We start from the raw sequence: 24,611 nt of genomic DNA, 5'->3' as shown, positions 1-24,611 counted from the left end.
GGTCTGTCACGCTCCAGAGTGTTGTCTCGACAACTTCACTTTAGAGACCCGCGGCCGGCCATGGCCACAAGGACGGCGCGCTGCGCTAGGTAGGGCTTCGCGCGCCGTCTGCCACGGCAGAGCAAGCTTCCCAATGTGCTATGGCACCGAACTGACCTCGAATGCCATCCTTGCCTGGTCGAAGGATCACAAGGTCGAGTGGCATTACATCGCGCCGGGAAAGCCCATGCAAAACGGCTATGTCGAGAGTTTCAACGGGCGCATGCGCGACGAACTGCTCAACGAAAGCTTGTTCTTCGGCCTCGATCACGCCCGAAGCGCCATCGCGGAATGGGCGGACGATTATAATCATTTCCGGCCACACTCATCCCTCGGATACCAGACCCCAGCAGACTATGCCGGGACCATCGCCGCAACCGGCTCCAACGCTACGCATGATGAAAGCTTCGCGTTTCCGCCGGTTGCTCCCACCGCGCCAATTGGCGTATCAAAAACCGCCGGGGCTCTAGTCGCCGCTGGATGAAAGTTCAGTGGCAGGTCAGGTGCGGCGGCTATGACGGCGGGAAGAGACTGGCGAACTATCGCTTGACCGAACCGGTACGTCAGATTTCGGCCTATTAGCTATACCGCTATACCGATGAACGGCTAACGTTCGGGTGCTCCACCCCAAATCACACCTGAGCCCGGGAAGCTCTGAGCTTCTTTTTCGCAAGCGATTTTCCAGCGCCAGATTCGGCTGGACGATCTCCACGTATCGGACTCTACGCCTCATACGTCTGGAGTCTGCTCGGCTTCCGGTCTCACCGTCACCGTCAGTTCGGGTTTTGCTTCTTCTTAAAAAAGCGGAGCAGCGCCTCCAGGTATGGCTTGGCAGGCGCTGGATCGACTGGCTTCCTGTTCAGTCTCCAATACTCAGTTCCCTGGAGACTGCCCGACAAGACGACACGGTTGCTATCAGGGTCGATCGCTAAAAGCGCCTTGTCGAGCAGTGCGTGGATGTCGGCGCGCAGAAGGAGACCGTTGCTCGGTTCGTTTCTGAGGGCGATGCTTTCGGAAAAGGGAATAACGTGCGGTGCCTGGAGTGTTGCTTCCACATTGCAGCCGGTAATCGCACATGTCCCGTTATACCGCGACATCAACGATGCTCGGAAATCGGCCTGATCCGGCCTGACTTCCTGCCGAGAGTACCGCCGTTCAAAACCCTCGAGTACCTCGTTTTTCTGTTCCCGGAGGGCTTCGTCCTCATCTGACGCCGATCCACCGACGGGCGCAGCCCGCTGTATGTGGCGGCCAACCACGTCACGGAATTCGGAAAGCTCGTCGTCTTCCAGCTCATAGGTACGAGTGAGCAAGTTGCGCAGGAGGTAGTCAATAACACGACTACCTGTCGGCCGGTCCCGGTAGGGACGATGGTTGCCCATCGCCCCCCGGCCAGATCCGTACGTGCGGCACTACCGCATACGGCTCCTATCGGATGTCTTGACGGTGAGCCGAGCATCTGGATGCGGATGCACCAGCCGACATGGTGGCAGGTACTTGCGAAGCAGCCTTTGGAAACGATCCCAAGACAATCGGTTTCGCTGGCTTCGACGCATCAGAGCGTGTCGCCAAGCGCGACCAACTTCCCAGCGGAACCCACCCAGTCTTCTTAGATTGCCAGGAACCGCATGGTAGTTCAAATACCCCTGTAACACTTGCCGTAGCCACCGACCTACTACTGCCACCGGTTCATGGCGGCGTCGCATTAGCGTTCCCCGAATGGCCTCCAGCGTCGTGCGCATGCGCTTCTTGATCGTCAGACGGACAATCTTGAAGCCCCCATCATTGCGCCGCCTGCCACAGCAATGTGTGAATCCCAGAAAGTCGAAGGTCTCTGGCTTGCGGATACCACGCTCCCGGCAGTTTCGCGCAGCATACCGCCCAAAGCGTATTAGCCGCGTCTTTTCCGGGTGTAGCTGCAAACCAAACTGCGCGAGACGCTCCCGCAATGCTTGCATGAAACGCTGCGCCTCTCCTTCGTACTGGAACCCAATCACGCTGTCGTCGGCATAACGTACAATGATCACGTCGCCTTTAGCATCTCGAGTACGCCATTGCTGGACCCATAAATCCAATGCGTAATGCAGATAGATATTCGATAGCACCGGGCTAATTACAGAGCCCTGAGGAGTTCCTCGCGTTGATGCTACGCGACGGTCATCCTCAATCGTGCCCGCTTTCAACCATTTGTGGATCAGACGTATCAGCCGGCGGTCACCAACTCGATGCGACAGGAAACGAAGCATCCACTCGTGATCGATTTCATCGTAAAACGAGCGAATGTCTGCATCCAGTATCCAGTTGATCTTCCGCTTGTCGATCCCAACCCACAAGGCGTCCAGCGCGTCATGCTGTCCTCTTCCTTGTCGGAACCCATATGAGAAGCCGAGGAAGTCTTGCTCATAGATCGCGTTCAGAACCGTGGATACGGCCATCTGCACGACCTTTTCTTCCAGCGCTGCAATGCCGAGGGGACGGAGTCTTCCGTCATTCTTCGGAATGTAGACCCGTCGGGACGGTTGTGCACGATATGCACCGGATTGGATCTCCCGGTGCAGTTCGTGCACGCGCCCTTCGAGAGTCTTCTCATAGTCGTACCACGTCACTCCATCCACACCGCTCGCCGCCTGCTTGCGAAGCGCATGAAAGCTCTTCACCAATAGCGCCGGAGTGATGTGGTGCATCAGCGCCGTGAAACGCATCTTCGGGTTCCGCTTGGCGGCTTCCCGTACACCTTCAATCCCCATCGAAGCGTGTCTTATCCGGCTCTGTGTCCGGCACGCTGGAGTCTCGAAGGCGTTCCCTCCGATTACACCCCTTCCCTCCGTTGCCTCCGCAGGATCGTCTCCTTTGTTCGGCAACATCTGCGGTACTATGGGCGTATCCGACTTCTCATCCGCGTTGACGACTGGATTGTGATCAACGACCTTCCCAGTCCCGTCCAGTCCATTCGCACTGGACACTGATGAGATCTCGCTGCTTCCGTATGAAAGACTTCCCGACATGCACAGGGTCTCCGACCGCGCGGGATCGGGGCATGGCTTGCGATTGACGCCATGCACCGTGTTGCCTTCCGCTTCGCTTAACAGCGTCGGCATCCCGAATTGATCATTTCGCGGCTCAATGGCCGGCCTGCCGGTTTCCCCTGTCAACGCTTCGACGCACACCTCGCGATGTGCCCCGCATGACTCGGGGTCAGAGTGATTCGCCACTTCTTCTCCGTATTGAACTTTCATCAACTATCTTTCATCGGCTTTGCAGCCGCACTAAGCGCGATTTTCGATGCGCATTGACGACGGCAAGACCGATGAACGTGCGCGCATTGGTAGCGAGATCCGGCTCTATCCGGCCGCAGTAGTCTTGGAGAAGTTGAACGGCAGCAGGTCGCCGATTTCGGCCGCTTCGCCCCGCTGCGGCAACTCTGTGAGCACGTGGCGCAGCCAGGCGAGCGGGTCGACGCCGCAGGCGCGGCAAGTCAGCATGAGACTGTAGATCACGGCGCTGGCCCTGGCTCCGTCAGCGGTATCGCTGAACAGCCACGATTTTCTTCCGGTGGCAAAAACTCTGATCTCGCGTTCCAAAATGTTGTTATCGATGGGCATCCTGCCATCGCTGATGTAGCGCGTCAGATAATCCCACTGGTTCAGAGTGTAGGACACGGCGTCGCCGAGCTTGGTATCGGGTGCGACCTTTGGCGCGATATCGTCGAGCCATGACTTGAGGGCGTTCAGCACAGGTAAGCTGTGCTGTTGGCGGAAGCGGCGAATGCAGTCGGCCTGCGTTTCATTGGCCTCGGGCATCTTGTCTCGCGCCTGCCTTTCGATCCGGTAGAGTTGTTCAAAGAACCTGAGGGCCTGCTCAGGCGGCCCGCCACCTTTCTTTCTGGTTTTGAGGGCGTCGACGAAGCGCCGCCTGGAATGGGCCATGCACCCGACATGGGTTGGGCCATCCAATGTGCGCCAGGCAGTGTAGCCATCGCTCATCAGTATGCCGCGGTAATCGCCGAGAAAGGTCTGCGGATGGATCTGGCCGCGACCGGGCTGATAATCCAGCAGTACGATTGGCTGGTCACTGTCCTCGCCGCTGCGATATGCCCACATGTACGATGTGCTGGTGGCCTCCTTGTCCTTTTCCTTGAGGACTTGGACTGTCGTCTCATCGCCATGAATGAGAGGCTGCGATCGCAACCGCAGTTTCAGCGCATCATAGATGCGGTGCAGATGCTTCTCGCTTGAGCCGATGACCCAGTGAGCGAGAGCGCCGCGGCTGATCGGAACACCAGCACGCTCAAATGTCTGAGCCACGCGGTAAAGCGGTGTGCCGTCGACGTATTTGTGGACGAGCGCGAAGGCTAACGTCGAGGCGGTAGCGATGCTGCCCGGCAGGGGCTGCGTCGGCATCGGTGCGATCACGACGGGCGTGTTGATCCCGGTACGGTCGCAATGGCGGCAAGCGTACTTGAACCGCACATTCTGTAGGACCTTTGCCTTGACCTCGATATGGAGCTGCTCGGTAACAGCCTCGCCCATGCGATGCATCTGACCCTGGCAGCAGGGACAAGACTTCTGATCGTCGGGGAGGTCATACTCGACACGCTCGCGTGGCAGGTCTTCCGGCAGAGGTCTGCGTCCACGCTTCTTTCCCGTTTGACCTTCTACCGGTGGCAGGCCGGTGTCTGGAAGCTCGACAGCATCGCCTTCCTCGCTGTCATCCTCGACCGCAGCCTCTTCGGCCTCGTTGAAGAGACGGTCAATGTGCTTTTCGCTGCGCGGGGCAAAGCGATGCAGCTTTGCCAGTGCCAGCTCCTCTTCCAGCTTGACGACCCGCCGCGAGAGCGCCTCTTTCTCAGCTTTGAGCGCAGCGATTTCGGCAGCATGGGCCGCCAACTGCGCCATCAGTTCTGCAATGCTCGGTTCGCCGGTGCGAGTCATCAGATTCTTGAATCTGAACCGCCCCTGCGCGTCAATCGCAATTCGCCATCCTCAGCCGGCGATCTGATACTGCCGCACGGGATGGCGGATCATCGCATCGATATCGATGCCGTCGAGAATCCAGTGAAGCTGTTCTGTCGTCAGCACAACGACCGGCACCTCCCGGCGGGGCCAACGGAACCTGTCTTCCGTCAATTTCTTCAGCACCATCACAAAACCGGACCGATCAAAAAACAGAAGCTTCATCCGGTCGTGACGGCGATTGCAAAAGGCAAAGACCGCGGGAGCAAAGGGATCAAGCTCCATCACCTCTTGCACCAGAACCGCAAGGCTGTTGATGCCCGCGCGGAAGTCGATCGGTTCCCGATGCAGGTAGACCTTGAGGTCAGCGCCCAGCCTGAACATGACTCAACGCTCCTATGATCGCCGCCAGTCCATCAACATCGCTGCATTCCACCGTCAGGCTGACCCCGTTCGGCAGCACCGCGCTCACCTTGGATGCATGAGATCGTTTGCCGACCGGCTCCGCCTTCGTCAGTGGACCGCTGGCAGAAGACGAGTGCATATCCGCAGCTATCTGAACCGGAACGAACGCCGAGACCACAGGCAAAGCACGATCTTCTCTGGCTCTCTTCACCCACTTGCGAACGAGATTGGCATTGACGCCGTGCTCCAGAGCAAGACGCGAGACCGAAACGCCGGGCGCTAAACACGCTGCGACAAGCTGATCTCGGGAGGCAGGGTCATATCGACGGCGGCCGTCGCGACCAACAAGCCGCACCTGCAGTTTAGGAGCATCTTCATCCATGATTTGGTGTCCACCTATTTTTTGGTGGACACTTCATGCCTCAGAGCGCTGCGCCTCAAAAGGCGCACCGAAATTCGCGCTTACTGTCGGCCCGCCTCGCCAGCCGCGGAGACGGAACCCAGGCCTAAACACCCTGACGTTTTCAAGGGTTGCCGACAGCGTGTTGTCGGGTTCTTCTCTGACGTCGTGTGCAACGCCTTCGGCAGTCAATCCTTGGCCCCCGCCGAAAGCAGGGTCTTCATGAGTCCAAACGATCAAGGAATCGCCGTCTGTAACGCTGTCGCCCCGTCCACCGCTTATACGTGATGGATTCTTGAAGCGCAGCCTCGCACCCTCCCATTGTTCTGGGGTCGTTGGGCGAGGGTCGGCTCCGCCGACGTCATTTTTACAATGTAGTTTTATGAGAAACGTTGTCACTGATAGATGTCTCGTGTTTGAGGGCAGCTCTGTAAAGCTTGTGATTGCTGAGTGCAAAAAAGGGGAGGTCACTTTCGCCCCCACTAGAGGTCCGTGAAGATTGTCTTCGTCAGCGTTTGCAGCAAGTTCTTCCAGTAGGCGTACAACTGGTTCGCACAGTCATCAAAGCTGATCTGATCGCCGCCATCATTGAAGACCACGTTCGGGCCACCACCGTACGCCTCCCTGGCCGAACCCACCTTGCCCCCAGCCCGAAGAGACGATGTGGGTATTCGCAATATGTGTCATCCCGAACCTTACCGGCGGTGTCGTTGCCGGTTGACGCAATATATATAGTACTGGGCATCACTGATGCACCGGCAGAGTGCTGGTTGATAGCACGCTTTGTACACTACAAGACAAACTGTTTGCCAGGCAACTCCAAGGCTCCTGTTCTTATCTGCTACGGCATAACTGCGGCTGGGCCTTTGACCCAGTATTCAGCGGCTATCATCGATTGAGCCGATTTTTACAATCTATCGGCAACCAGTTGATCGAGTGTGCTTTCGGATAAAAAACGGAGAACTACATGACTGTGAGACCAATGGCACTCATCCTCTTCTCGATCCTTTCGTCTGCCTTGCCAGCATCGGCCGCTCGCGTTCAGATCGGTACAATAACATGCGACGTCTCGGCCGCCGTCGGCAAAATTTTGACTGCGAAGCAAGAGGTCGATTGTGTTTATGAGCCCACCTCAGGCGCTAAGGAACACTATCGGGGTGTGATCGCAAAGTTCGGTTTGGAAATCGGGGATATCCGGCAAGCGTCGCTCGTGTGGCTTGTCTATGGTGCTACGTCTCTCGGGGCCGGCGCGGTAGCAGGGAACTACATAGGAGTTGATGCCGACGCTGCTGCCGGCGTTGGGCTCGGCGCAAACGTACTGGTAGGGGGACAGAGCAGGTCGATAGCCCTTCAGCCAGTATCGCTTCAGTCGGAGCAAGGCATCAACCTCGCCATCGGCACCGAAGAACTGAAGTTGCTGCCAGCCGTAAAGTAGAGAGACTGTAATTGTGCCGTCATCAGGCTGCGACTGGTGTCAACGTAGCGCATGATGACGGCCTGTGCGCCGCCGCTGCCGGCTGCGTGGAGTCACGTCAACGAACCGCCGCTTACCCTGCCTACGCGGAGGCGAGTAACGGATCTTAAATGAAGCCCGAACGCTTGGCACCTATCCGCTGGACACGCCTGTCGCCCCCGGCGAAACAATAATTTGCGAGTCGCAGATGCAAATACTGGTGGCGGGATCCACGATGATTACCTCTCATGGGACCTCATGACCATGGTCACAATTCGCGAGCGGTTAGATTTCGATAGCCTCCCATCGACAGCGGAAGCGATTATCGAGTGTCACGCCGTCGAAACCTAGATAGGACAGCAAGGGACTCAATTTTACAAGACCGGCTGTCGTTGCTCCAGCATGTTGTGCAAATCCGGCGTTATCGCGCGAAGACTTATACACGTGGGTCAGCCGAGACCTCGGAGCGTCTTCAATCGCGATGCCGCTGCTTCCCTAATTTTCCCGGACGCGACCACATTGCGCATCCAACCGCAGGAGAATACCGTGAACTCTCTAATCTATGGCGTGCTTGGCCTGATCGCGGAGCCACGATCGAACAAAGTTGGCATTGGCGCTATGCGCATTGCCATTGCAATTATCTTTCTTTGGATCGGCGGATTGAAGTTCGTTCCTTACGAAGCGGACAGCATCACACCGTTTGTCGCCAACAGTCCGGTGATGTCGTTCTTCTATTTGCATCCGACTGAATACAAGCCGCATCTGACCAAGGAAGGCGAGCTTGATCCGATTAAACGCGACTGGCAGGTATCCAACAACACTTACGTCTTCTCAACCGGCCTCGGTATAGTCGAAATCACCATTGGTTTGTTGGCACTGTCCGGCTTTGTTTGGCGATGGACTGGTCTCGTGGGCGCGGTGCTAGCATTTCTTACTCCCTTCGTGACGCTTTCATTTCTGCTCACAACGCCGGAAGCGTGGGTGCCGGCTCTGGGCGATGCCGAGTTTGGATTTCCATACCTTTCAGGCGCGGGTCGCCTTGTGCTCAAGGATGTGGCACTTCTTGCTGGAGCCTGGTTGGTGATGGTGGATATGGCGCGCGACATTCTCCGCTCGCGATCCGTCGAAACGGCCGTCCCGTTCGTCGCTACATGGCCGTCCTAGAGTGGGGCACCAAAAAAGCCGAGAGCCTCTTCAAGCTCCGTTTGCTCGTATCCAAAGTGAGAAATTACCGCGCGGTAGACCACGAGAAACGTTTCTCTGGTCTGGTGAAAGCTAACCGGCCCGGGGTTTTCCCGCATCTCGAGCACGTTGGCGGCAAGAGTTTCGAGCAACTGATGGATGACCAAATGCTCTTCGGCGAGCCGATCGATCACCTTCGTTAGTGAGGCATTGCCCGCGGCCGCGATGTTCGGAAAGATCTCCCAGTCTTCGGATGTATGATGGAATTCGAGAAACTGACACTCGCGCCCGCACAAATTCCCGAAGCGCCTGTAGTTGCGCATCAGCTCATTGGCTTCTATTTGCGACATCAGCTCTTCCGGGTGGGCTTCGCCCTTCTCAACGAGCAACATCACCGCTCGTGTCTCGTCGAGTGCGCTAATATGCATAGCGTGTATCGACGCGAGCTTTTTGCCAATAAGCCGATGCTCGGACGTTGCCCCCGGGATTGCAGCCGCTTTTGGCCGGGTAGCATCGTCGAATAAATCAAAAACGTTCATGAGTACTTCTCGAAATCTCACGATGGAGGGACGATGCAGTCTATCTGGGTTAGCAGGCGCGTTCTTTGCGAATGCAGCAGCATTCGTGCTCGAATGCACCGAGGGCACGTTCCTGGACACAAGGATTTGAGCTGGCGCGGCAGCGGCCATGAGGTAGTTGGGCTAAAATTCGGGGCAGCGTTCTCCAACCACTCGATGTGCTCCTTCGTAAGCGCAGTTTCGCGAAGGCGCGGGTTGATTATCACTCCGACTGTGCCCGCGCATGACCGCCCAGTTGTGATCGTCATATGTGCCGCCGGACACAACGGGCCTGACTTTTTCGTGGAAGTTCTCTACCCTCGGACCGCCGTATCCAAATCCCTTGCCCAGCGGCTGCGGATGCGATGGACGCGCCGATTTGTTGCTCTACGACGCCCGGGTTCAACTCCGGATGCAAGAGTACGAATACCCGACATGCTTGATGGAGGTTTTGGCCTCTCGTCCGAATTATGCTTCGGTTGTCAGTTTGTCGAAGAAAACTGTGGCTAGGTTGCACGACCTATCAGGAGAGGCTGCGCTCTTCGAGTTTGATTTCGAAGCGGTTCTCGTTCTCTGCCAGCAGCATCTCTCCATCGGAGTAGATCCTCGTTCGGAAAATGGCGGCGTTAGCAAGTTTGCAGCCACGAACTGCGAAATCGCATTTACCGCAGCGTTCGTGGCCTCGTGCACCGAGCTGAACTCAGCGTTTTGGTCACCGCAGTATCGAGTGCGTGGTTCTCAAACTTGAGCTTGAAGGTTGCCCAGGTAGCGACACCATACAAGACCAAAAAGTGGAGCGCACCCCGAAAGGGGCCGCTCACCATTTTCGGCTTACCGCACTTTGTTTCTACCGCAGGTCACGAAAAGCCGCCGGAAGTAGATCGTTGGGGAAGTCTTGATATGACACGGGGCGAAGGAAGCGGTTGATTGCCAGCGTTCCTACCGATGTGGATCTTCCATCTGATGTGGCGGGGAAGGGGCCGCCGTGGACCATTGCAGGAGACACCTCTACGCCCGTTCCAAAGCCATTAACGAGCAGGCGTCCAGCGAGCATTTCGAGCTTAGGAATGAGCATCTGCGCTGCACCGATGTCGTCCTGATCAATATGTAGTGCCACGGTGAGCTGACCTTCCAGAGAGGAGACAACGCGATCCAATTCTGCTTGATCCGAACATCGCACCACCAGGCTGGCTGCTCCGAAGATCTCCTCTTGAAGCTCCGGGTCATCAAGGAACGACCGACCCGTCGTGGAAAAGAGCATAGCTTGGCCCTCCAGCGCGGTTCCAGGCAGCCCGCGACCTACCACTTTCACTGTTGGCTTGGCTTCAAGGCTTGCCGTTCCGCGCTTGAAAGCATCGCAGATCCCTGCGGTTAGCATCGTCTGAGCCGCAGCTTGCGCAATTTTGGTCGATGCGGACACCAGGAACTCGCTTAGGCCGTCCCCCTCAACAAGCAGAACCAAGCCAGGATTGGTGCAGAACTGCCCTGCGCCGAGTGTAAGCGAACTTATAAATCCCTCAGCGACGTCGGGTCCGCGCCTCGCAAGCGCCGACGGGAAGATGATGACAGGATTGACACTGCTCATCTCCGCATAGACGGGGATCGGATGCCTGCGTCGCCTAGCGATGTCCACGAGTGCTAATCCGCCTCGGCGTGAGCCTGTAAAGCCAACCGCCCTAACGCGACTGTCTGCCACGAGTGCCTGCCCCACTTCGAACCCTGCGTCGAAGAGCAAAGCAAACATTCCGGGCGAAAGGTTGGAGTCGGCGACGGCTTTTTGCACAGCTCTTCCGACTAACTCCGAGGTGCCGGGGTGCGCGGAGTGTGCCTTCACGATTACTGGACACCCGGCAGCTAAAGCTGAAGCTGTATCGCCGCCCGCCACGGAGAAAGCCAAGGGAAAATTGGAGGAACCGAAGACCGCAACGGGGCCCAAGGGGACGTTGCGCAATCTCAAATCCGGTTTGGAGATGGGCCTTCTCTTGGGATCCGCAGGATCGTGTCGCAATTCCTGGAAGCGACCGTCCCGTACCTCCTTCGCGAAGAGCTTTAGCTGGTTCACGGTCCTTGCTCGTTCGCCCGCAATACGTTCTTTCGAGAGCCCCGTTTCCGCGCTGGCTCGGTCAATAAGGGCAGTACCCAGTTCCAGGATGTTATCCGCGATCATGTCAATGAATCGTGACCGGTCCGCCAGCGGCGTTTCGCGATAGCTCTGGAAAGCTTCCCAGGACTGTGAGAGTGCGCTTTCCACGTCCTCAGGGGTCGCGCTGTGAAACGGCTCACCGAGCCGACTCCCTGACGATTGTTCGATAGCGAAGAAAGCCGTTCCTTTGCCAGGATAGCTGTCGTTCCCAATTAGAAGGTGTCCCTTGATTTCCATCTCGAAATCCTCAGTGAAAAATATCCGTCGTCGAGCGCGGCATATCCCGCGGCCAGCACCTTGATATCTTTTTTCGGCAGGGGCGGATTGGCCGAATGAGCATCCATGTGGTCGAGTGCAATTCGCTCTGAAAATCCCGCGGCACTATTTGGGAGACGATTTTTCCAAGAATGGTTGTCCCCACTCGACCATAGTCATCGCTAGACAATCACCAAAGCCTAAGCGCAATCAGCATCACTCGCTGAAAAGTTAGGCCGTGCCCAAGGAGCCCCAATGGACCAGCCACTTCATTCGCGTCGGACCGCAGATCTGAAAACCCCAACGGGTCTTTCCGAGGCGGCGGTTAAGGACATTTCGTCATCTGCTACCACGGTGCTTGCGGACGTCTTCGCCCTGTACCTCAAGACGAAGAATTTTCATTGGCACATGAGCGGCTCAAGTTTCCGCAGCTACCATCTTCTGCTCGACGAACATGGTGGCCAGCTGTTTGCGATGACGGACCCTCTTGCGGAACGCGTGCGGAAACTTGGTGGAACGACGCTGAAATCGATAGGCGATATCGCGAAGCGTCAGCGCATCAACGATAATGATGCCGACTTCGTTCACCCTCATGAGATGCTTGCGGAACTCAGCGAAGACAACGCTGCGCTCGTCGCCACTCTGAGGAGCTTGCACGATGTCTGTGATGAGCACGGCGACATTGCCACGGCTAGCTTGATCGAGAACTGGATCGATGAAGGCGAGCAACGCATCTGGTTTCTCTTCGAGACGTTGCGCGACAGCAATCGTTGATCAGCCCTGATACCGCTCTTATGCGGATTGAACGAACAACATCGACAACGCAAGCGACGCGCACAGTCCTCAATGACGTGCGGTCGTGGACGCGTGAAAAGGTCTTTCTCGATGGAAACCGCGACACGGAAATTTTCAACTCGAGTTCTGGGCATCATCTGCCTTGCACTGCCAGTTGGAGGCTGTGCCTCGACTACAAGCAGCGCCCATCGCACCGATCGACGGCCTCCGGCCGGCCACGTTGTCGTGCCCTACGATGCGCATGGAGTGCCCGATCAAGCATCCGCCAAAGAGAAACCGGGCAATCCGACGGATCAGAAAAGCGGAGATCCTGAGAGATGGGGAAGCGTCGCGAACATCTCCGGTTCCGTCAGCGGTGGCTTCGGCTGGTAGGCCGACTGCCCGGTGACCATCCTAGTTTACACCAAGAACTCTGAAACCAAACCAAGACTGGAGACAAGCATGGCCAAGAGCAACATCCCGCCAGCCTACATCGACCCGCCTAACCCAGCGCTCCCGAAAGTCGAATTCGGCGTTGATCTGTCGACTACGGCTCTCGTGATCACCGACCCGCAGATCGATTTTCTTAGCCCAAAGGGGGCGGCCTGGGGTGCCTTCGGTGAGAGCATCACCGAACACAACACCGTGGACAATATTGGCCGCCTGTTCGAAAGCTCGAAGCGTGCCGGCATCAGCGTGGTTATCTCGCCCCACTACTACTACCCCGTCGATCATCGTTGGGATTTCGCAGCAACGGGTGAAACCCTGATGCACAAGCTGCGCATGTTCGACCGCCGCGACCCTCTTTCGCTGGAAGGTTTCGACGGCTCCGGCGCTGACTGGATGCCCGAGTACAAGCAGTACATCGAGGACGGGAAGACGATCGTCTGCTCGCCACACAAGATCGCCGGTCCCCAAACGAACGACGTGATTTTCCAGCTCCGCAAGAAGCGCATCGACAAGGTCATCCTGGCGGGTATGGCTGCCAACTTCTGCGTCGAATCCCACCTTCGAGACTTCGTGGAGCATGGCTTTGAAGTTGCTGTCGTTCGCGATGCCACGGCCGGCAGCAAGTTGCCCGAAGGCGATGCCTATATGGCAGCACTCGTGAACTTTCGGTGGTTTGCAAACGCACTATGGACCACCGATGAAGCCGCAGATCGTCTCGGATCGGCTGTGCGCAAATCGTAATTCCGATTCGCTTTGGCAAGTAGCTCGCCCTTTATACGGGGCGAGCTTTTGTCGTCAAAAGTATTGGTCGAACGTCGATGCGTATCCCACCGCGCGCGGTTCGCGGTCGACAGACTCAATGCTGACTTTCCAGAAAAAGAAGTGGGGAGGCCTTGCCTCCCAATCCGATCTCAAAAGCCTTCCAGAACAATCTTACCCTTAGACTTCCCACTCTCGATGAACGCGTGCGCCTTGAGCAAGTTCTCGGCGTTGATAGGCCGAAGCACCTCATTGAGCGTCGTCTTGATCCGCCCGTCGTCGATCAGGTTCGCGACCATGTTAAGGAGCCTGCCTTGTTCCGCCATGTCGGCCGTTTGGAACATAGAGCGGGTAAACATGAATTCCCAATGTACGGAAACCGACTTGCGCTTGAACCCCATGACGTTGAGGCTCTCCGGATCGTCGATCAAGCCAAAGCGCCCCTGGGGGGCGACCAATTCGATGATCTGATCGAGATGGCGGTGCGTCTCTGTGGTGGAGAAGACGAACGATGGCGAGCCAAGTCCCAAGGCTTTGACTTGTTCGGCTAGCGGTTTCGAGTGATCGATGACATGGTGGGCTCCCAGCTGCTCGACCCACTCCTTCGTTTCAGGGCGCGATGCCGTCGCGATCACCGTTACATCGCTGAGAGCCCGGGCAAGCTGAATAGCGATCGAGCCAACGCCGCCCGCGCCACCAATGATTAGGATGGCCTTTGCCCCGCCGGCGACAGGGCTCCGAATATCGAGCCGGTCAAACATCATCTCCCAAGCTGTGATGGCCGTGAGAGGCAAAGCAGCAGCCTCCACGTCGGAGAGTGTTTTAGGCTTGTTTCCGACTATACGCTCATCGACAAGGTGATACTCGCTGTTCGCGCCTTGGCGAATGAGCGAGCCTGCGTAATAGACCTGGTCACCCTTTGAATGTGCCGACACCTTGTCACCAATATCGACGACTTCACCAGCCGCGTCCCAGCCAAGGACTTTCCAGGAGCCGTCCGAAGGGGAAATGCCCGTCCGAACCTTGCAGTCGACCGGATTCACGGAAACCGCCTTAACCTTAACGAGGAGGTCCCGACCGCTGGCTGTTGGTTTTTCCATTTCGACATCCTGCAAAGCGCCTGCACGATCGAGTGGCCCGGCTTTCTGATAAGCGACTGCTTTCACTGCATCTCTCCCTTTCCCGCCAACAACGCCGATTGATACGTTCTTGGGCTGCCGTACAACTTATGGGATTGTGATTGTTCATTATTGGACGTTCGTGGCCCAATCGATCTCCGGTCACCGTGCAAAACCTAGACCTATAGCTAATTACATCCGACTTGGACGAGCGATAGAAAATCATCATCGGGCCGCTCTGGCGGATGTTCAGACGCTAAACGTGACGAGACCAGAATGGCAGCGTTCAAATTTGCGGAGTTCGAACTCGACATCGAGCGACGAATCCTCTCAAGAAACGCCGAAGTGGTGAAGATTGGTGCCAGGGCGTTCGATATTCTGGCATGTCTCGTCGGGCAGGCGGGGCAAGTCGTCTCGAAAGACGTGCTGTTGAAGGCTGTCTGGCCATCAACTCATGTCGACGATGTAGCTTTGCGGGTCCACATGGTGGCATTGCGCAAGGCGATCAGCACCGATGGAACTGGGTCGTGCATCGAAAGCGTCGCGGGCAGGGGATACCAGTTTGTGAGGCAGGTGGTTCGCCTCGACCGCGGCCGCTCCGGAGATCACAGTGGCGCTAGAGCCCGAAGCATTCTACCGGCGGCGCTGGAAGAGATTATCGGTCGCGAGGGGTTTTTGCACGAAGCGGTGGAGCTGCTTGGCACGGCATCTTTGGTCACTATTGTTGGTCCTGGAGGCATTGGCAAAACCACTGTCGCCATTGAGCTGGCTCGCAGGATCGAGGATGCCTATGAGCGAACAATCCTCCTCGATCTCGGGTCTTTGTCGAGCGGTGCTCAGATTGGTCCGTTGCTCTCAACGCGGCTGGGGCACGTGGCCTATTCCTCTGACCCGCTGCCCGGGATCATCCAGACGCTCGCGGAACAGCGTACACTACTCATCTTTGACAACTGCGAGCATCTCATCGACGAGTGTGCGTCCATGGTGGAACGGTTGTTGGGCTCGTTAACAAACCTGACAATAATCGCCACAAGCCGGGAAACACTTCGTGTGCGGTCGGAGCACGTACGCGTTCTCCAAGGCTTGGCTTCCCCTGAAGCTGGCCAAGCTGTAAGCGACGCGCGAGGCTACAGCGCGGTAGAGCTTTTCCTTAGGCGTTTCTACGCCGCAAACGGAAATCTCGCGGACACCGATGAGCAGGAGCTGAGCCGCGCCGCAGGGATTGTGGCACGCCTCGATGGCATCCCGCTTGCGATCGAACTTGCCGCAGCGCGAGCGGCAAGCCTCGGTATCCGAACTGTGGCCGAGTCGCTCAACGATCCCATCAGTCTTCTCAAGCGCGGCAAAAGAACTGCGCCTCAACGTCAGCAGACTCTCAGAGCGACACTCGAGTGGAGCTTCTCGCTGCTTTCGGAGAACGAGCGCAGGCTCCTGGAGTACTTGTCGGTGTTCGCGGGCCCGTTCGATGGTGCTTCCGCTTTGGGAGTCGCTTCCGATTGGCTTGTGGGCCACGATTTCGAGGACGCTCTGGCCGGGCTTTCAGCGAAGTCTCTAATTAGCGTGTCAAGGGAGCAAGGAACTCTCCGGCTCCTTGAGGTCACGCGGGCTTTTGCTCGGGAGGAGCTTGAGAACCGGGGGGCGCTTTGCGACGCGCTGACCGCGCACGCGGAATGGGTGGAAGCGCGGCTAGTTGCCGCTACACGGGACTGGGCGACACTGTCCACGCCGCGCTGGCTTGCCAGTTACGGGCAGCTGATAAACGATGTCCGCTCTGCCCTGAACTGGAGCTTTGACAGCGGGCAAAGCGACCGGGCGCTGAAGCTGGTTGCGATGTCGCACATCATCTGGACGCAAATGGGCTTGGCAGGGGAGCAATTGGCTATCCTGCAGCGCGCTGTGGGCATTATGGATGGATCGATCGCACTCGAGGCCATCGCGGAGGCCAGACTAAGAGCGTCTTATGCTGCGGTGCTTTTCCACCTCAAGAGCATCACTGCGGACGAAGAGGCCATTCGACAGTTTCGAAAGGCTACGCTTGCCGCCGAGGCCACCGGCGATCAGATCGAGATCGCGAGAGCACACACCGGAATTTGCGCTATTCTGACGACCCATGGCCGCTATCAGGATGCCATGGATGTTGCGGCTCGTCTCGAAGACAAGTTCGGCACTATTGGGAACAATGCCGTCAGCAGGGTTTTCGCGATGAACCTCCATTATCTCGGTAGGTTCGATGAGTCGGAGGATATGTGTCATCGCGCACTGGATGCCGGATCCGCAAACGTTCGAAGCACGCGGACGAGCGGCGCTGGCTACGACCAGAGACTGTTGGCGATGCTGGTGATGGCGAAGAACGCTTGGGTGCAAGGCGACACTGACGCCGCGTTATCTCACTCGCGCGAGGTGGTTGCGGAAGCATTGAACATGGGCGACCCCATTTCAACCTGTCTCGTTCTGGCCGTGTCATCATGTGTCATATATTTTGGTATGGGCGAGGTCGACGCGGCGCGTCATCATCTCGATATTCTCAGAGAGGTCTCGACACGCCATTCTCTAGCACGGTGGATGGAGTGGCACAAAGGTTACGAGCTGCTATTGCTCGAAAGCGGTGCGACGGCAGACGACTTCGAGAGAAGCTTCTGCGAAAGTATCCCGGGGCCCCGTGTAGAAAGCACGGTGGTCGCCGCTGGCACTCGCGTCGGCTCTCGGGTTGTCGATCTTGCGCTGAGCGCCGATGCCGGCTGGTGTAGGCCGGAACTCTTGAGAGTGCGCGGAGAACTTCTCAAGAGCCGCGACAAGTCGCAAGCCGAGCGGCTTTTCAAAGCCTCCTATGATCTGGCGGAGAAACAAGGTGCAAGCTTGTGGCAACTCAGGGCAGCGGTCAGTCTGTTCAACTCGACACGTTCAAGAGCAGAGAATGATTCAATCGAGCCAGTCCTGTGTGCTTTGGGCAACTTCAAGGGCAAGCTCGCGCTAGCAGAACAGCGTCTACTGAAGGATTCTGGCCTGTCGAACCTAGTGTCCTTGTCGGGAACGGTATCCACACCTTCGCTGGAGCCGAATTATTCAAGAATGTCTACATTAGAATGTGTTTAATGATATTCAAGCGAGGCGCGAAGCTGTTCAAGCGATTCTCGAAGCCTCCCGGAGGCGGTCGACCCCAAGCCGCTTCTCAGTGGCCCCTCATTCCTCCTCCCAATGTTGAGGGGCCACTTCCTCCCCGTGTGATACAACTCCCCTTCAAACGGCATTCTGATCGCGATATAGACCGAATCTTCGAGATCGGTCGTGAACACTGCGTCAGCTTGACCCGATCGTCGTCGATCGGAGGGCACGTGCAGAAAGCGATCAATGTCGGTGAACAGATTCCTCTGGTACGGATCGTGGACGATGATGCGCACGTCCGAGAGTCCCTAGTAGACTTTCTCCGCTCCGAAGACATCGCTGCAGCGGGATACGCTTCTCCAGCCGAGTTCTTGACATTGGACGATAGAGCGCGACCTGGATGCATTGTCCTGGACATACACTTGGGAAACGCAAACGGGCTAGATTTCCAGGACGATCTTAGCCTCCGGGGTGGCGCAAGACCTGTGATCATCATAACGGGCGCGGGTGACATACCCATGACTGTGCGGGCGATGAAAGCCGGAGCTATCGATTTCCTGACGAAGCCGTTCAGCGACCAGGAATTTCTCGACGCTGTAAAGGGCGCGCTGGAGCGGGACAAGAATGCCGGCGTCGAACAAGCTAAGATCCAAGCGGCACACGCGCTGTTCGGAAGCTTGACGAAGCGCGAGCGCACCGTAATGGAGGCAATAGTTGCTGGCCTGATGAACAAGCAGATTGCTGCAAACCTGGATATCAGCGAAGCGACGGTGAAGGTTCATCGAAGCAATGTGATGCAGAAAATGGAGGTCCGCACTGTCGCCGATTTGGTTAAGAAAGCGGAACTTCTCGGGAAAGCGGGTTAGTACACGGATTTTAGGCGATCGAGGTTAGGTCCATGGAGTGTTCGGGCCTCTTAGAAGGAAGCGTCAGGATAAACGACGCGCCCTTTCCCTCGTTGTTTCGAGCCGTCAGAGTGCCTCCAAAGGCTTCGAGGATGGATCTGCTGATCTGAAGTCCCATTCCCATGCCCCCAGATTTTGTGGTGAAAAATGGCTGGAAGATCTGTTCCAGAACGCCTTCATGGATACCAGGGCCGTTGTCACGAACCTCGATCACGCTCTCGTCCTCTTTCGAACGACGTGCGAGAATCTCGATAGCCTTCGGGTCCTTCATTTCCGTCATCGCGTCTGCAGCGTTAACTATGAGATTTGTGAAGACTTGCTGAAGTTCCGTGCGGTCCGCGAACACCTCTGCGGCATTGTCCGGAATAGCGAGCCTGAGCGATACGTTGCGGTTCGCGAGTTCAGACTCCAGCAGCTGGCACGTTTCGGTAAGAAGATCGCGAAGGTCGATCATCGACGGATCTCGATGGCCCTTGAGAAGGCGGGCGCGGGTATTTTTTATGATAAGATTCATGCGCTCTGCGTTGGTGCTCACTCTGTCGAGAGCGAGCTGCGCCTCCTCCAGCTGGGGAGGTGTTTTGGCCAGCCAACGCTTGGTGGTCTTAGCCGCAATGTTCAACGCCAGTAGCGGTTGGTTAAGCTCATGGGCGAGAGATGTCGAGACAGCGCCTACGGTTAGCGCGTGGCTTGCACGCGCAAGATCTTCGCGAGCGGCGGCTGCCTGCTCCCTCGCCTGAAGCTGCCCGGTAATGTCAATATGGGTCGAAAGCGAAAGAGACCAGTCTTCCGAGACATTGACCCCGACCGCGACAGTAACCTTGCGGTCATCCTTGCCGAGCAGCGTAGCGGTCGTGGCAAAATGATGCCGCTCATAGAACATTGCTTCCAATTGTTGCTGCATGACGCGCCGTGCGTCTACGGCATTCTGGGACGGGGGCTTCGCAACCAGTTCCGCGTGGTCAGCATATCCCATCATGTGAAGCAGAGCGTCGTTAACCCGATTGACCTTGACGGCCGCTATGCAACTGTCGATGAAATCGGGATTCTCGGCTGCCAGCCTTGCGAAGCTCGTGGCTCCGTTCGCCTTGGCATGATCGATCATCATTTTGGCTCGGCTGATGTCCTGTTCCGCATATGCGATGTTTCTGTCTTCGAAGAGCGTTCGGAATCTTTCTTGGCTCAAAGCCAGCTCATCGGTTTGTAATCGAATCCTCTCGCTGAGTTCGCCTGCAAGCCTTTGGATTTCGAGATTCGCCATGATCTCTGCGCTGACGTCAAAAACACTTCCGTACCAATGACGTACCTCACCAAGATCGTCGCGCACAGCAAAACCGTGGCCAGACATCCAGATGTACTCGCCATCGCGTTGGCGAACTCGGAACAGCGTCCTTACGTCTTTAAGCGTTCGAACTGACTCTGCCCATGTTGCCGTGAATTCCGCTACATCCTCGGGATGAATGTGCTTTGCCCAGTTTTGCGTCGCAACCGCGTCCATCGGATCGTCGCCCGTGATTTCGAAGTATCGGCGATTGAAGTAGTCGATCGAGCCGTCTGGCCGGGCACGCCAAAGAAACTGAGGCACGGAGTCGGCGAAGTCTCGAAACTCATTCGCGGCCTCGTTTTGCGCGATCACGTCGAAACGATAGACTCCAAGGATGGCTATCACCGCGATCATGGCTGCTAGCTGGACCAGGCCCTCAATCGCCATTTCGCTATCTAGCGTCAGGGAGACAAGATACATCAGCAGGCAGGCGACAGACCACCCGATCGTCATAGGCTTGCTCAAATGGCGGGATCCAAGAGCGATCGCGATCACGAGGACCAAAGAATTCGAAATGCTGGGCCCGTTCGACAACGAGGCAATGATGCCCGCTGCAAACAGGATGACGGCGATACCGGTCCACACGAATGGCCTGGACCTTTTCTCTGAAGGCACGATTTAATCCCCGCTGCACTGGCACCGCAATCTCTTCACTGACCCGCGCCTTGTCAATCGATGGCCTGTGAAAACGTTCGAAGCGAGCGCTCCTCAACCTCGCTCGACACCGTGACGGATCTGTATCTCCCGGGGATTTGCGAATGGCCGCGTTAACAACGTTGTTAATGATGTTAAACAGCATCCGTTGGATGTCGACAAAGATACGAATAAAGAAGCAAAACCAATCAGATAACAGTTGTAAATGTCTTCGAAACAGCCCTAATGCCTCTTAACATGGCTTAACTGGCTTCCAGTCCATGTGACCGCCTACCCTTCCTCGCATCAAGCAAGAAGGGTGAGTATCATGGCAAGTACCGAGATATCTAGCTCCCGGTTTACTCAACTGGACCCCACAACAGTTTTTGGGCTCAAGTCACCCGATTTTGTCGATCGAGACGAACTTGCGATCATTGTTAGACCACTGTCATCGCCAAGGGCGGCCAAGCGTGTGCGCGTCATCGCAGGGCTAGCCGAATGGCAGAAGAACAAGGCGATCCGCTACATTGACGAGAACGTTGAGAAGAACATCAAGGTCGAGGATATCGCGTCCCTCGTGAAATTGAGTGCAAGCAGGTTTTCCAAAGCATTCAAGGTGTCGTTCGGAAGAGCGCCCTATGACTACGTTCTGTCTCGCAGGATAGAGGCGGCGAAATTCATGATCCTCTGTACGGAGGAGCCACTCAGTCAGGTAGCGCACGCCTGTGGGCTAAGCGACCAAGCGCATCTATCAAAAGTATTCAAGCGGCTTATTGGTGTGACGCCGCTCAAGTATCGGCGCGCGGGCACCCGTGCTCGAAGCGCTTTGTCTGCGCACGCGACTATCTGGATGCGTCTGGCTGAAAGCCACGAGGCGTCAGTTAAGGCGTAGCCGGCCCGGCATCGCAAAAGCCTGCCCGACACCCGGACTTGAAGGCCTTCCTCGCAATTCTGCGCGGTTGCGCAGACACCTTCATAACTAAGACTATCGGAGCCTCCGTGACAGGTCTCCGCTCTAAAAAGGAGAACCGAGATGTTTAGCCTAGAGCATTCGGCGAGGATTGCGAGCGAGGATGGAAGTTATGTTCATGACTTTCGAGGCCCTGAGCAGGGCTTCGCTACTCGAGAGAAGTCATGCATGTATTGGCAGAAGCTGTACGAGAGCTTTGCGACGCCGCGTAGGTATCCGGCAAACAGGCAGACAGGCTCGCAGAAGATGTGCGGGATCTCCTTAGCCCAAGATGAGTGATGCTAGCGACAAAACGAGCGCCGGGAACATCACGACGGTCCCCAGCTTCAAAAACCTCCAGCTGCTGATATCGAGACCTTCGCGACGCAGGGCCGACAACCACAGAATCGTTGCCAGCGATCCCGTGGCCGACAGGTTGGGCCCGAGATCGACGCCGATCAGGACAGCGCCCGCTACCTTGTCAGGGACCTGAGCCGCCTGAACCGCACTGCCGGCAACCAATCCGGCCGGAAGATTGTTGACGAGATTGCAGACCACGGCGACGAACGCTCCGGCCACACCGACGGCTTGTGCTTGAGAAGCCGAGGCAAGAGAGGCCAGCTGTATGGAGAGAACGCCTGTTACACCGGTTCGATCGAGAGCTTCCACGATCACAAACAGGCCCGCCACCATGGGCAAGACGCTCCAGCTTATACCCTTTAGAGTTTCGGCTGGGCTCTGCCGCGTCAGCAACAGAACGAGTGCCGTAGTGATGGTTCCTGCGAGAAATGTCGGAACACCAAGATCCGCATGCAAGGCGGACGCTGCCACGAGGATGATGGCCGTCACGAGGATTCCCCAGCCTGCAAGGCTGGCGCTGCGGGTGAGGCCTGGTCGATCCGCCCCGGTGGCAAGGCTTTCCTTCTCTAGAGTGCGCCGCTGCGTCCAGTAAAGGCAGACGAACGTGATGATGATGGAAACGATCGACGGTAAGAGGAATGTCGACAGCCAGCGGGACAAAGGCGGCATTTCACCGCCGGCGAAGATTACGAGATTGGCTGGGTTGGAGATTGGCAGCACGAAGCTCGCTGCATTGGCGATGAAAGCGCACACCAGCAGATAGGGTATTGGGTCCCGAACCTGACCCGCTCGGCAAGCTGCATAGACCGCAGGCGTGAGGACGACGGCGGTCGCGTCGTTCGAAAGAAAAACTGTCACGACGAGACCGACGAGATAGACTAGCACGAACAGACGCCTGGGGGAGCCCTTGGCATACGAGGTCGCAATAGCGGCAATCCAGTCGAACAAGCCTTCTCTCCGGGCAAGCTCGGACAAAAGCATCATCCCGACCAAAAAGAGGTACACATCGATGCCCTTGGCGATACCTGCCAAGGCGTCGTACGGTCCGATGAGCTGGAAGGCGACTAGGATAAGACCACCAAGGACAGCCCAGATTGCCTCCGGCCACCGGAACGGCCTAGCGACCACGCCGGCCGCGGTGAGCCCGGCAATACTCCATACGATAGCACTTTCAGTCATTCGGCTCATGCTTGTTGGCTGCGAGGCGCGGGCTGGCCACGCAGCGTGTTGGGATTGGGCGATCGGCGCACCTGATACATGGGCTCGGAAGCATCGGCAACATTGAGGCGTCCTATTCTTTGACGCTTGGCTTCCGTTAGCTTCACCCAATCACCGACGATTTACTTGGGTTCATTCAAAAGTAGTCATTGGCAGGTTATGTGCATCCACGTCCCTAGTTGTTATTCGGTCTGACGATGGATCTCGCGACAGTTCTTCTTCTCCACAAATCTTCTTTCCTCGTCGGTACGATCTGCTTTTGCTACGTCAGGTGGCGGTCAAAGCAACCTGGGCTTGGTCTTCTGGCGCTCGGTTGCTGCCTTCTTGCCTTCGCATCGACGCTTGCCGGAATGGGCGAGCAGAAATCGATAGCGTTCGAATTCTGGACTTTCGGAAGCTTTTCCGTTGGCGTCACAGGCTATTCGCTTATGGCGACCGGGCTGCTCCAGCTGAGCTGCCGCCAGCGAAAACAGTCCCATTGGGCTCCGATCACGGCGGCACTCGTCTTATCGGCCACCGTTTGGGAAATGCATTGGTATGCGGAAAACTCGACGCGTGCTGCGATCTTCAATGCGGCTGCCGCGGCCTTTCTTACCGTCTCCGGCGCAAGGGTCCTAAGAGACTTCTTTACGGACCAGTTGCCCGCAAGGTTGGGTCTCCTCGCCTCCCTTTTTTCCGCGACGACATTTTCAGGGCTGGTCACTGTCGGAATGATTTCTCCGGATTATGGTCTGATCGCACCGCGCTACGCCTTCTTCCTGCTGATCATTTGCCACTTCTCCCTGGCGCTGTTCGTGCTTGTGCTCGTCCAAGAACGAGCCGAAGCGCGGCTGAAACATCTGGCAAACACGGATCCCCTGACGGGGATACCGAACCGGCAGTGCTTCTTCGCATCCCTGCCGGCCGTGCCGAGGAAAGGCGACGCTTTCGTGATGATCGATATCGATCATTTCAAGAGCGTCAACGATTGCTATGGCCATAAGACAGGCGACGTCGTGCTCGTCGGTGTGGCGCAAGCCATTGCCGTCGTCGCAGGCAAGGAAACGCTTGGCCGCCTTGGCGGGGAAGAATTCGGGCTGTTTCTCCGCAACCAAACCGAGGTGTCGGTTGTTGAGAAGGCCGATGAGGTTCGGCTAGCGGTCAAGGCCCTGGCATTTTCATCCGGCGAGTCGACGATAAGGCCCGGCGTGAGCGTGGGCGTCGCCTTGTGGAAAGGCGTTGGTGATCTGAACCTGCTTCGTGATCAGGCGGACCAGGTGCTCTACCTTGCCAAGCGGAACGGTCGTGACAGGGTTGAGTTATATGTCGGCTCGAAAGCCGAAGATGAGCGTCCTGTAAACGTGAGTCTGAGCAAAGGCATGACAACGGGGGCCAGTGGTCGAGTGGTGAGCTTGTTCAAGTAGTATCGCGAGCCGCGTCAATTTAGGGATCGGCTTGTGGTGACACTCGAATAATCGGCACGCGAGGATGCGTCGGCGGCAGGGACTAGACGACCGATTCCATGAAAGCGGCGTTTGATGGAACCTGACGTGCGCTGGTGGATTCCTGGTTTGAGATTATTCAAATGAGGAGTTTCATCATGGCACCAAGGCGGCGGCGAGTCATTGAGCTGGCGATGAGCGAGCAAGAGATCGAA

Annotated in this window: 20 protein-coding genes and 1 pseudogene; 9 read left to right on the top strand and 12 right to left on the bottom strand. The window is 56.9% G+C overall.

Translation table 11 applies throughout. From position 1 onward, the window contains the following. Nucleotides 1–142: 142 nt before the first annotated feature. Nucleotides 143–523, top strand: a pseudogene (locus AC1DE4_RS30275) (integrase core domain-containing protein); the annotation flags it as partial. Between the two features lie 289 nt (nucleotides 524–812). Here the strand turns inward: AC1DE4_RS30275 and AC1DE4_RS30270 are convergent. The 6 genes from AC1DE4_RS30270 to AC1DE4_RS30245 all read right to left on the bottom strand — a co-directional run bounded on the left by AC1DE4_RS30270 (nucleotide 813) and on the right by AC1DE4_RS30245 (nucleotide 6,434). Continuing rightward, nucleotides 813–1,421 carry an HNH endonuclease gene (locus tag AC1DE4_RS30270; protein WP_477884589.1) on the bottom strand — a complete coding sequence of 203 codons (609 nt, stop codon included), beginning with the start codon at nucleotides 1,419–1,421 and terminating at the stop codon, nucleotides 813–815. A gap of 30 nt (nucleotides 1,422–1,451) precedes the next feature. Continuing rightward, a complete protein-coding gene (gene ltrA / locus AC1DE4_RS30265; RefSeq protein ID WP_477884591.1) occupies nucleotides 1,452–3,275 on the bottom strand; it encodes a group II intron reverse transcriptase/maturase in 1,824 nt (607 codons plus the stop codon). Between the two features lie 105 nt (nucleotides 3,276–3,380). Then, entirely contained in the window at nucleotides 3,381–4,970 is a 1,590-nt protein-coding gene (tnpC, locus tag AC1DE4_RS30260) for an IS66 family transposase (RefSeq protein WP_477884588.1), read from the bottom strand. Between the two features lie 51 nt (nucleotides 4,971–5,021). Next, nucleotides 5,022–5,375: an IS66 family insertion sequence element accessory protein TnpB gene (gene tnpB / locus AC1DE4_RS30255; protein WP_018857828.1), complete on the bottom strand. Its 354-nt coding sequence runs from the start codon at nucleotides 5,373–5,375 to the stop codon at nucleotides 5,022–5,024. After that, nucleotides 5,356–5,778, bottom strand: coding sequence for an IS66-like element accessory protein TnpA (tnpA, locus tag AC1DE4_RS30250; protein ID WP_477884587.1), 423 nt, complete (start codon nucleotides 5,776–5,778; stop codon nucleotides 5,356–5,358). Before tnpA ends, tnpB begins: the two co-directional genes overlap by 20 nt. 500 nt (nucleotides 5,779–6,278) lie before the next feature. Next, nucleotides 6,279–6,434 carry a hypothetical protein gene (locus tag AC1DE4_RS30245; RefSeq protein WP_477884586.1) on the bottom strand — a complete coding sequence of 52 codons (156 nt, stop codon included), beginning with the start codon at nucleotides 6,432–6,434 and terminating at the stop codon, nucleotides 6,279–6,281. Nucleotides 6,435–6,763: 329 nt separating this feature from the next. Between AC1DE4_RS30245 and AC1DE4_RS30240 the strand changes: the two genes are divergently transcribed. Further along, the gene (locus tag AC1DE4_RS30240) at nucleotides 6,764–7,231 is read left to right on the top strand and encodes a DUF992 domain-containing protein (protein WP_477884585.1); all 468 of its coding nucleotides are present in this window, start codon (nucleotides 6,764–6,766) and stop codon (nucleotides 7,229–7,231) included. Nucleotides 7,232–7,795: 564 nt separating this feature from the next. Next, nucleotides 7,796–8,413 carry a reactive chlorine resistance membrane protein RclC gene (gene rclC / locus AC1DE4_RS30235; protein WP_477884584.1) on the top strand — a complete coding sequence of 206 codons (618 nt, stop codon included), beginning with the start codon at nucleotides 7,796–7,798 and terminating at the stop codon, nucleotides 8,411–8,413. On the opposite strand, the gene AC1DE4_RS30230 is transcribed toward rclC, so the two are convergent. Both AC1DE4_RS30230 and AC1DE4_RS30225 read right to left on the bottom strand, forming a co-directional pair. Beyond that, nucleotides 8,410–8,970 carry a hemerythrin domain-containing protein gene (locus AC1DE4_RS30230; RefSeq protein WP_477884583.1) on the bottom strand — a complete coding sequence of 187 codons (561 nt, stop codon included), beginning with the start codon at nucleotides 8,968–8,970 and terminating at the stop codon, nucleotides 8,410–8,412. The genes rclC and AC1DE4_RS30230 overlap by 4 nt on opposite strands. An 865-nt stretch (nucleotides 8,971–9,835) precedes the next feature. Next, entirely contained in the window at nucleotides 9,836–11,368 is a 1,533-nt protein-coding gene (locus tag AC1DE4_RS30225; RefSeq protein ID WP_477884582.1) for an aldehyde dehydrogenase (NADP(+)), read from the bottom strand. A 273-nt stretch (nucleotides 11,369–11,641) separates the two neighbouring features. Between AC1DE4_RS30225 and AC1DE4_RS30220 the strand changes: the two genes are divergently transcribed. Then, nucleotides 11,642–12,160, top strand: coding sequence for a Dps family protein (locus AC1DE4_RS30220; protein ID WP_477884581.1), 519 nt, complete (start codon nucleotides 11,642–11,644; stop codon nucleotides 12,158–12,160). 462 nt (nucleotides 12,161–12,622) lie between these two features. Next, nucleotides 12,623–13,351 (top strand): cysteine hydrolase family protein, encoded by a 729-nt coding sequence (locus AC1DE4_RS30215; protein ID WP_477884580.1) that lies wholly within the window; start codon nucleotides 12,623–12,625, stop codon nucleotides 13,349–13,351. A 170-nt stretch (nucleotides 13,352–13,521) separates the two neighbouring features. Here the strand turns inward: AC1DE4_RS30215 and AC1DE4_RS30210 are convergent, their stop codons facing one another. Next, a complete protein-coding gene (locus AC1DE4_RS30210) occupies nucleotides 13,522–14,535 on the bottom strand; it encodes a zinc-binding alcohol dehydrogenase family protein (protein WP_477884579.1) in 1,014 nt (337 codons plus the stop codon). 228 nt (nucleotides 14,536–14,763) lie between these two features. Here AC1DE4_RS30210 and AC1DE4_RS30205 point away from each other — a divergent pair, with 228 nt between their 5' ends. After that, nucleotides 14,764–17,580 carry an ATP-binding protein gene (locus AC1DE4_RS30205; RefSeq protein ID WP_477884578.1) on the top strand — a complete coding sequence of 939 codons (2,817 nt, stop codon included), beginning with the start codon at nucleotides 14,764–14,766 and terminating at the stop codon, nucleotides 17,578–17,580. Between the two features lie 239 nt (nucleotides 17,581–17,819). Continuing rightward, on the top strand, nucleotides 17,820–18,455 hold the full coding sequence (locus AC1DE4_RS30200; RefSeq protein WP_477884577.1) for a response regulator transcription factor: 636 nt from the start codon (nucleotides 17,820–17,822) through the stop codon (nucleotides 18,453–18,455). Nucleotides 18,456–18,465: 10 nt separating this feature from the next. Here AC1DE4_RS30200 and AC1DE4_RS30195 read toward each other — a convergent pair whose 3' ends face one another. Continuing rightward, on the bottom strand, nucleotides 18,466–20,169 hold the full coding sequence (locus tag AC1DE4_RS30195; RefSeq protein WP_477884590.1) for an ATP-binding protein: 1,704 nt from the start codon (nucleotides 20,167–20,169) through the stop codon (nucleotides 18,466–18,468). 607 nt (nucleotides 20,170–20,776) lie between these two features. Between AC1DE4_RS30195 and AC1DE4_RS30190 the strand changes: the two genes are divergently transcribed. Beyond that, nucleotides 20,777–21,340: a helix-turn-helix transcriptional regulator gene (locus tag AC1DE4_RS30190; protein WP_477884576.1), complete on the top strand. Its 564-nt coding sequence runs from the start codon at nucleotides 20,777–20,779 to the stop codon at nucleotides 21,338–21,340. Between the two features lie 339 nt (nucleotides 21,341–21,679). Here AC1DE4_RS30190 and AC1DE4_RS30185 read toward each other — a convergent pair whose 3' ends face one another. Beyond that, nucleotides 21,680–22,936 carry an arsenic transporter gene (locus AC1DE4_RS30185; RefSeq protein ID WP_477884575.1) on the bottom strand — a complete coding sequence of 419 codons (1,257 nt, stop codon included), beginning with the start codon at nucleotides 22,934–22,936 and terminating at the stop codon, nucleotides 21,680–21,682. Nucleotides 22,937–23,172: 236 nt separating this feature from the next. Between AC1DE4_RS30185 and AC1DE4_RS30180 the strand changes: the two genes are divergently transcribed. Beyond that, entirely contained in the window at nucleotides 23,173–24,378 is a 1,206-nt protein-coding gene (locus AC1DE4_RS30180; protein WP_477884574.1) for a GGDEF domain-containing protein, read from the top strand. A gap of 14 nt (nucleotides 24,379–24,392) precedes the next feature. On the opposite strand, the gene AC1DE4_RS30175 is transcribed toward AC1DE4_RS30180, so the two are convergent. Then, nucleotides 24,393–24,611, bottom strand: a 219-nt coding sequence (locus AC1DE4_RS30175) for a hypothetical protein (RefSeq protein WP_477884572.1), incomplete at its 5' end; no start/stop codon positions are given.

The sequence above is a fragment of the Rhizobium sp. 10N414 genome, from assembly GCF_056394785.1.
This window is presented reverse-complemented; position numbering and strand designations above follow the sequence as displayed.

Coding starts and splice junctions, on each gene's coding strand:
- AC1DE4_RS30270 (WP_477884589.1), bottom strand. CDS start 1,421: ATGGGCAACCATCGTCCCTACCGGGACCGGCCGACAGGTAGTCGTGTT.
- ltrA (WP_477884591.1), bottom strand. CDS start 3,275: ATGAAAGTTCAATACGGAGAAGAAGTGGCGAATCACTCTGACCCCGAG.
- tnpC (WP_477884588.1), bottom strand. CDS start 4,970: ATGACTCGCACCGGCGAACCGAGCATTGCAGAACTGATGGCGCAGTTG.
- tnpB (WP_018857828.1), bottom strand. CDS start 5,375: ATGTTCAGGCTGGGCGCTGACCTCAAGGTCTACCTGCATCGGGAACCG.
- tnpA (WP_477884587.1), bottom strand. CDS start 5,778: ATGGATGAAGATGCTCCTAAACTGCAGGTGCGGCTTGTTGGTCGCGAC.
- AC1DE4_RS30240 (WP_477884585.1), top strand. CDS start 6,764: ATGACTGTGAGACCAATGGCACTCATCCTCTTCTCGATCCTTTCGTCT.
- AC1DE4_RS30230 (WP_477884583.1), bottom strand. CDS start 8,970: ATGAACGTTTTTGATTTATTCGACGATGCTACCCGGCCAAAAGCGGCT.
- AC1DE4_RS30225 (WP_477884582.1), bottom strand. CDS start 11,368: ATGGAAATCAAGGGACACCTTCTAATTGGGAACGACAGCTATCCTGGC.
- AC1DE4_RS30220 (WP_477884581.1), top strand. CDS start 11,642: ATGGACCAGCCACTTCATTCGCGTCGGACCGCAGATCTGAAAACCCCA.
- AC1DE4_RS30215 (WP_477884580.1), top strand. CDS start 12,623: ATGGCCAAGAGCAACATCCCGCCAGCCTACATCGACCCGCCTAACCCA.
- AC1DE4_RS30205 (WP_477884578.1), top strand. CDS start 14,764: ATGGCAGCGTTCAAATTTGCGGAGTTCGAACTCGACATCGAGCGACGA.
- AC1DE4_RS30195 (WP_477884590.1), bottom strand. CDS start 20,169: ATGATCGCGGTGATAGCCATCCTTGGAGTCTATCGTTTCGACGTGATC.
- AC1DE4_RS30190 (WP_477884576.1), top strand. CDS start 20,777: ATGGCAAGTACCGAGATATCTAGCTCCCGGTTTACTCAACTGGACCCC.
- AC1DE4_RS30185 (WP_477884575.1), bottom strand. CDS start 22,936: ATGACTGAAAGTGCTATCGTATGGAGTATTGCCGGGCTCACCGCGGCC.
- AC1DE4_RS30180 (WP_477884574.1), top strand. CDS start 23,173: ATGGATCTCGCGACAGTTCTTCTTCTCCACAAATCTTCTTTCCTCGTC.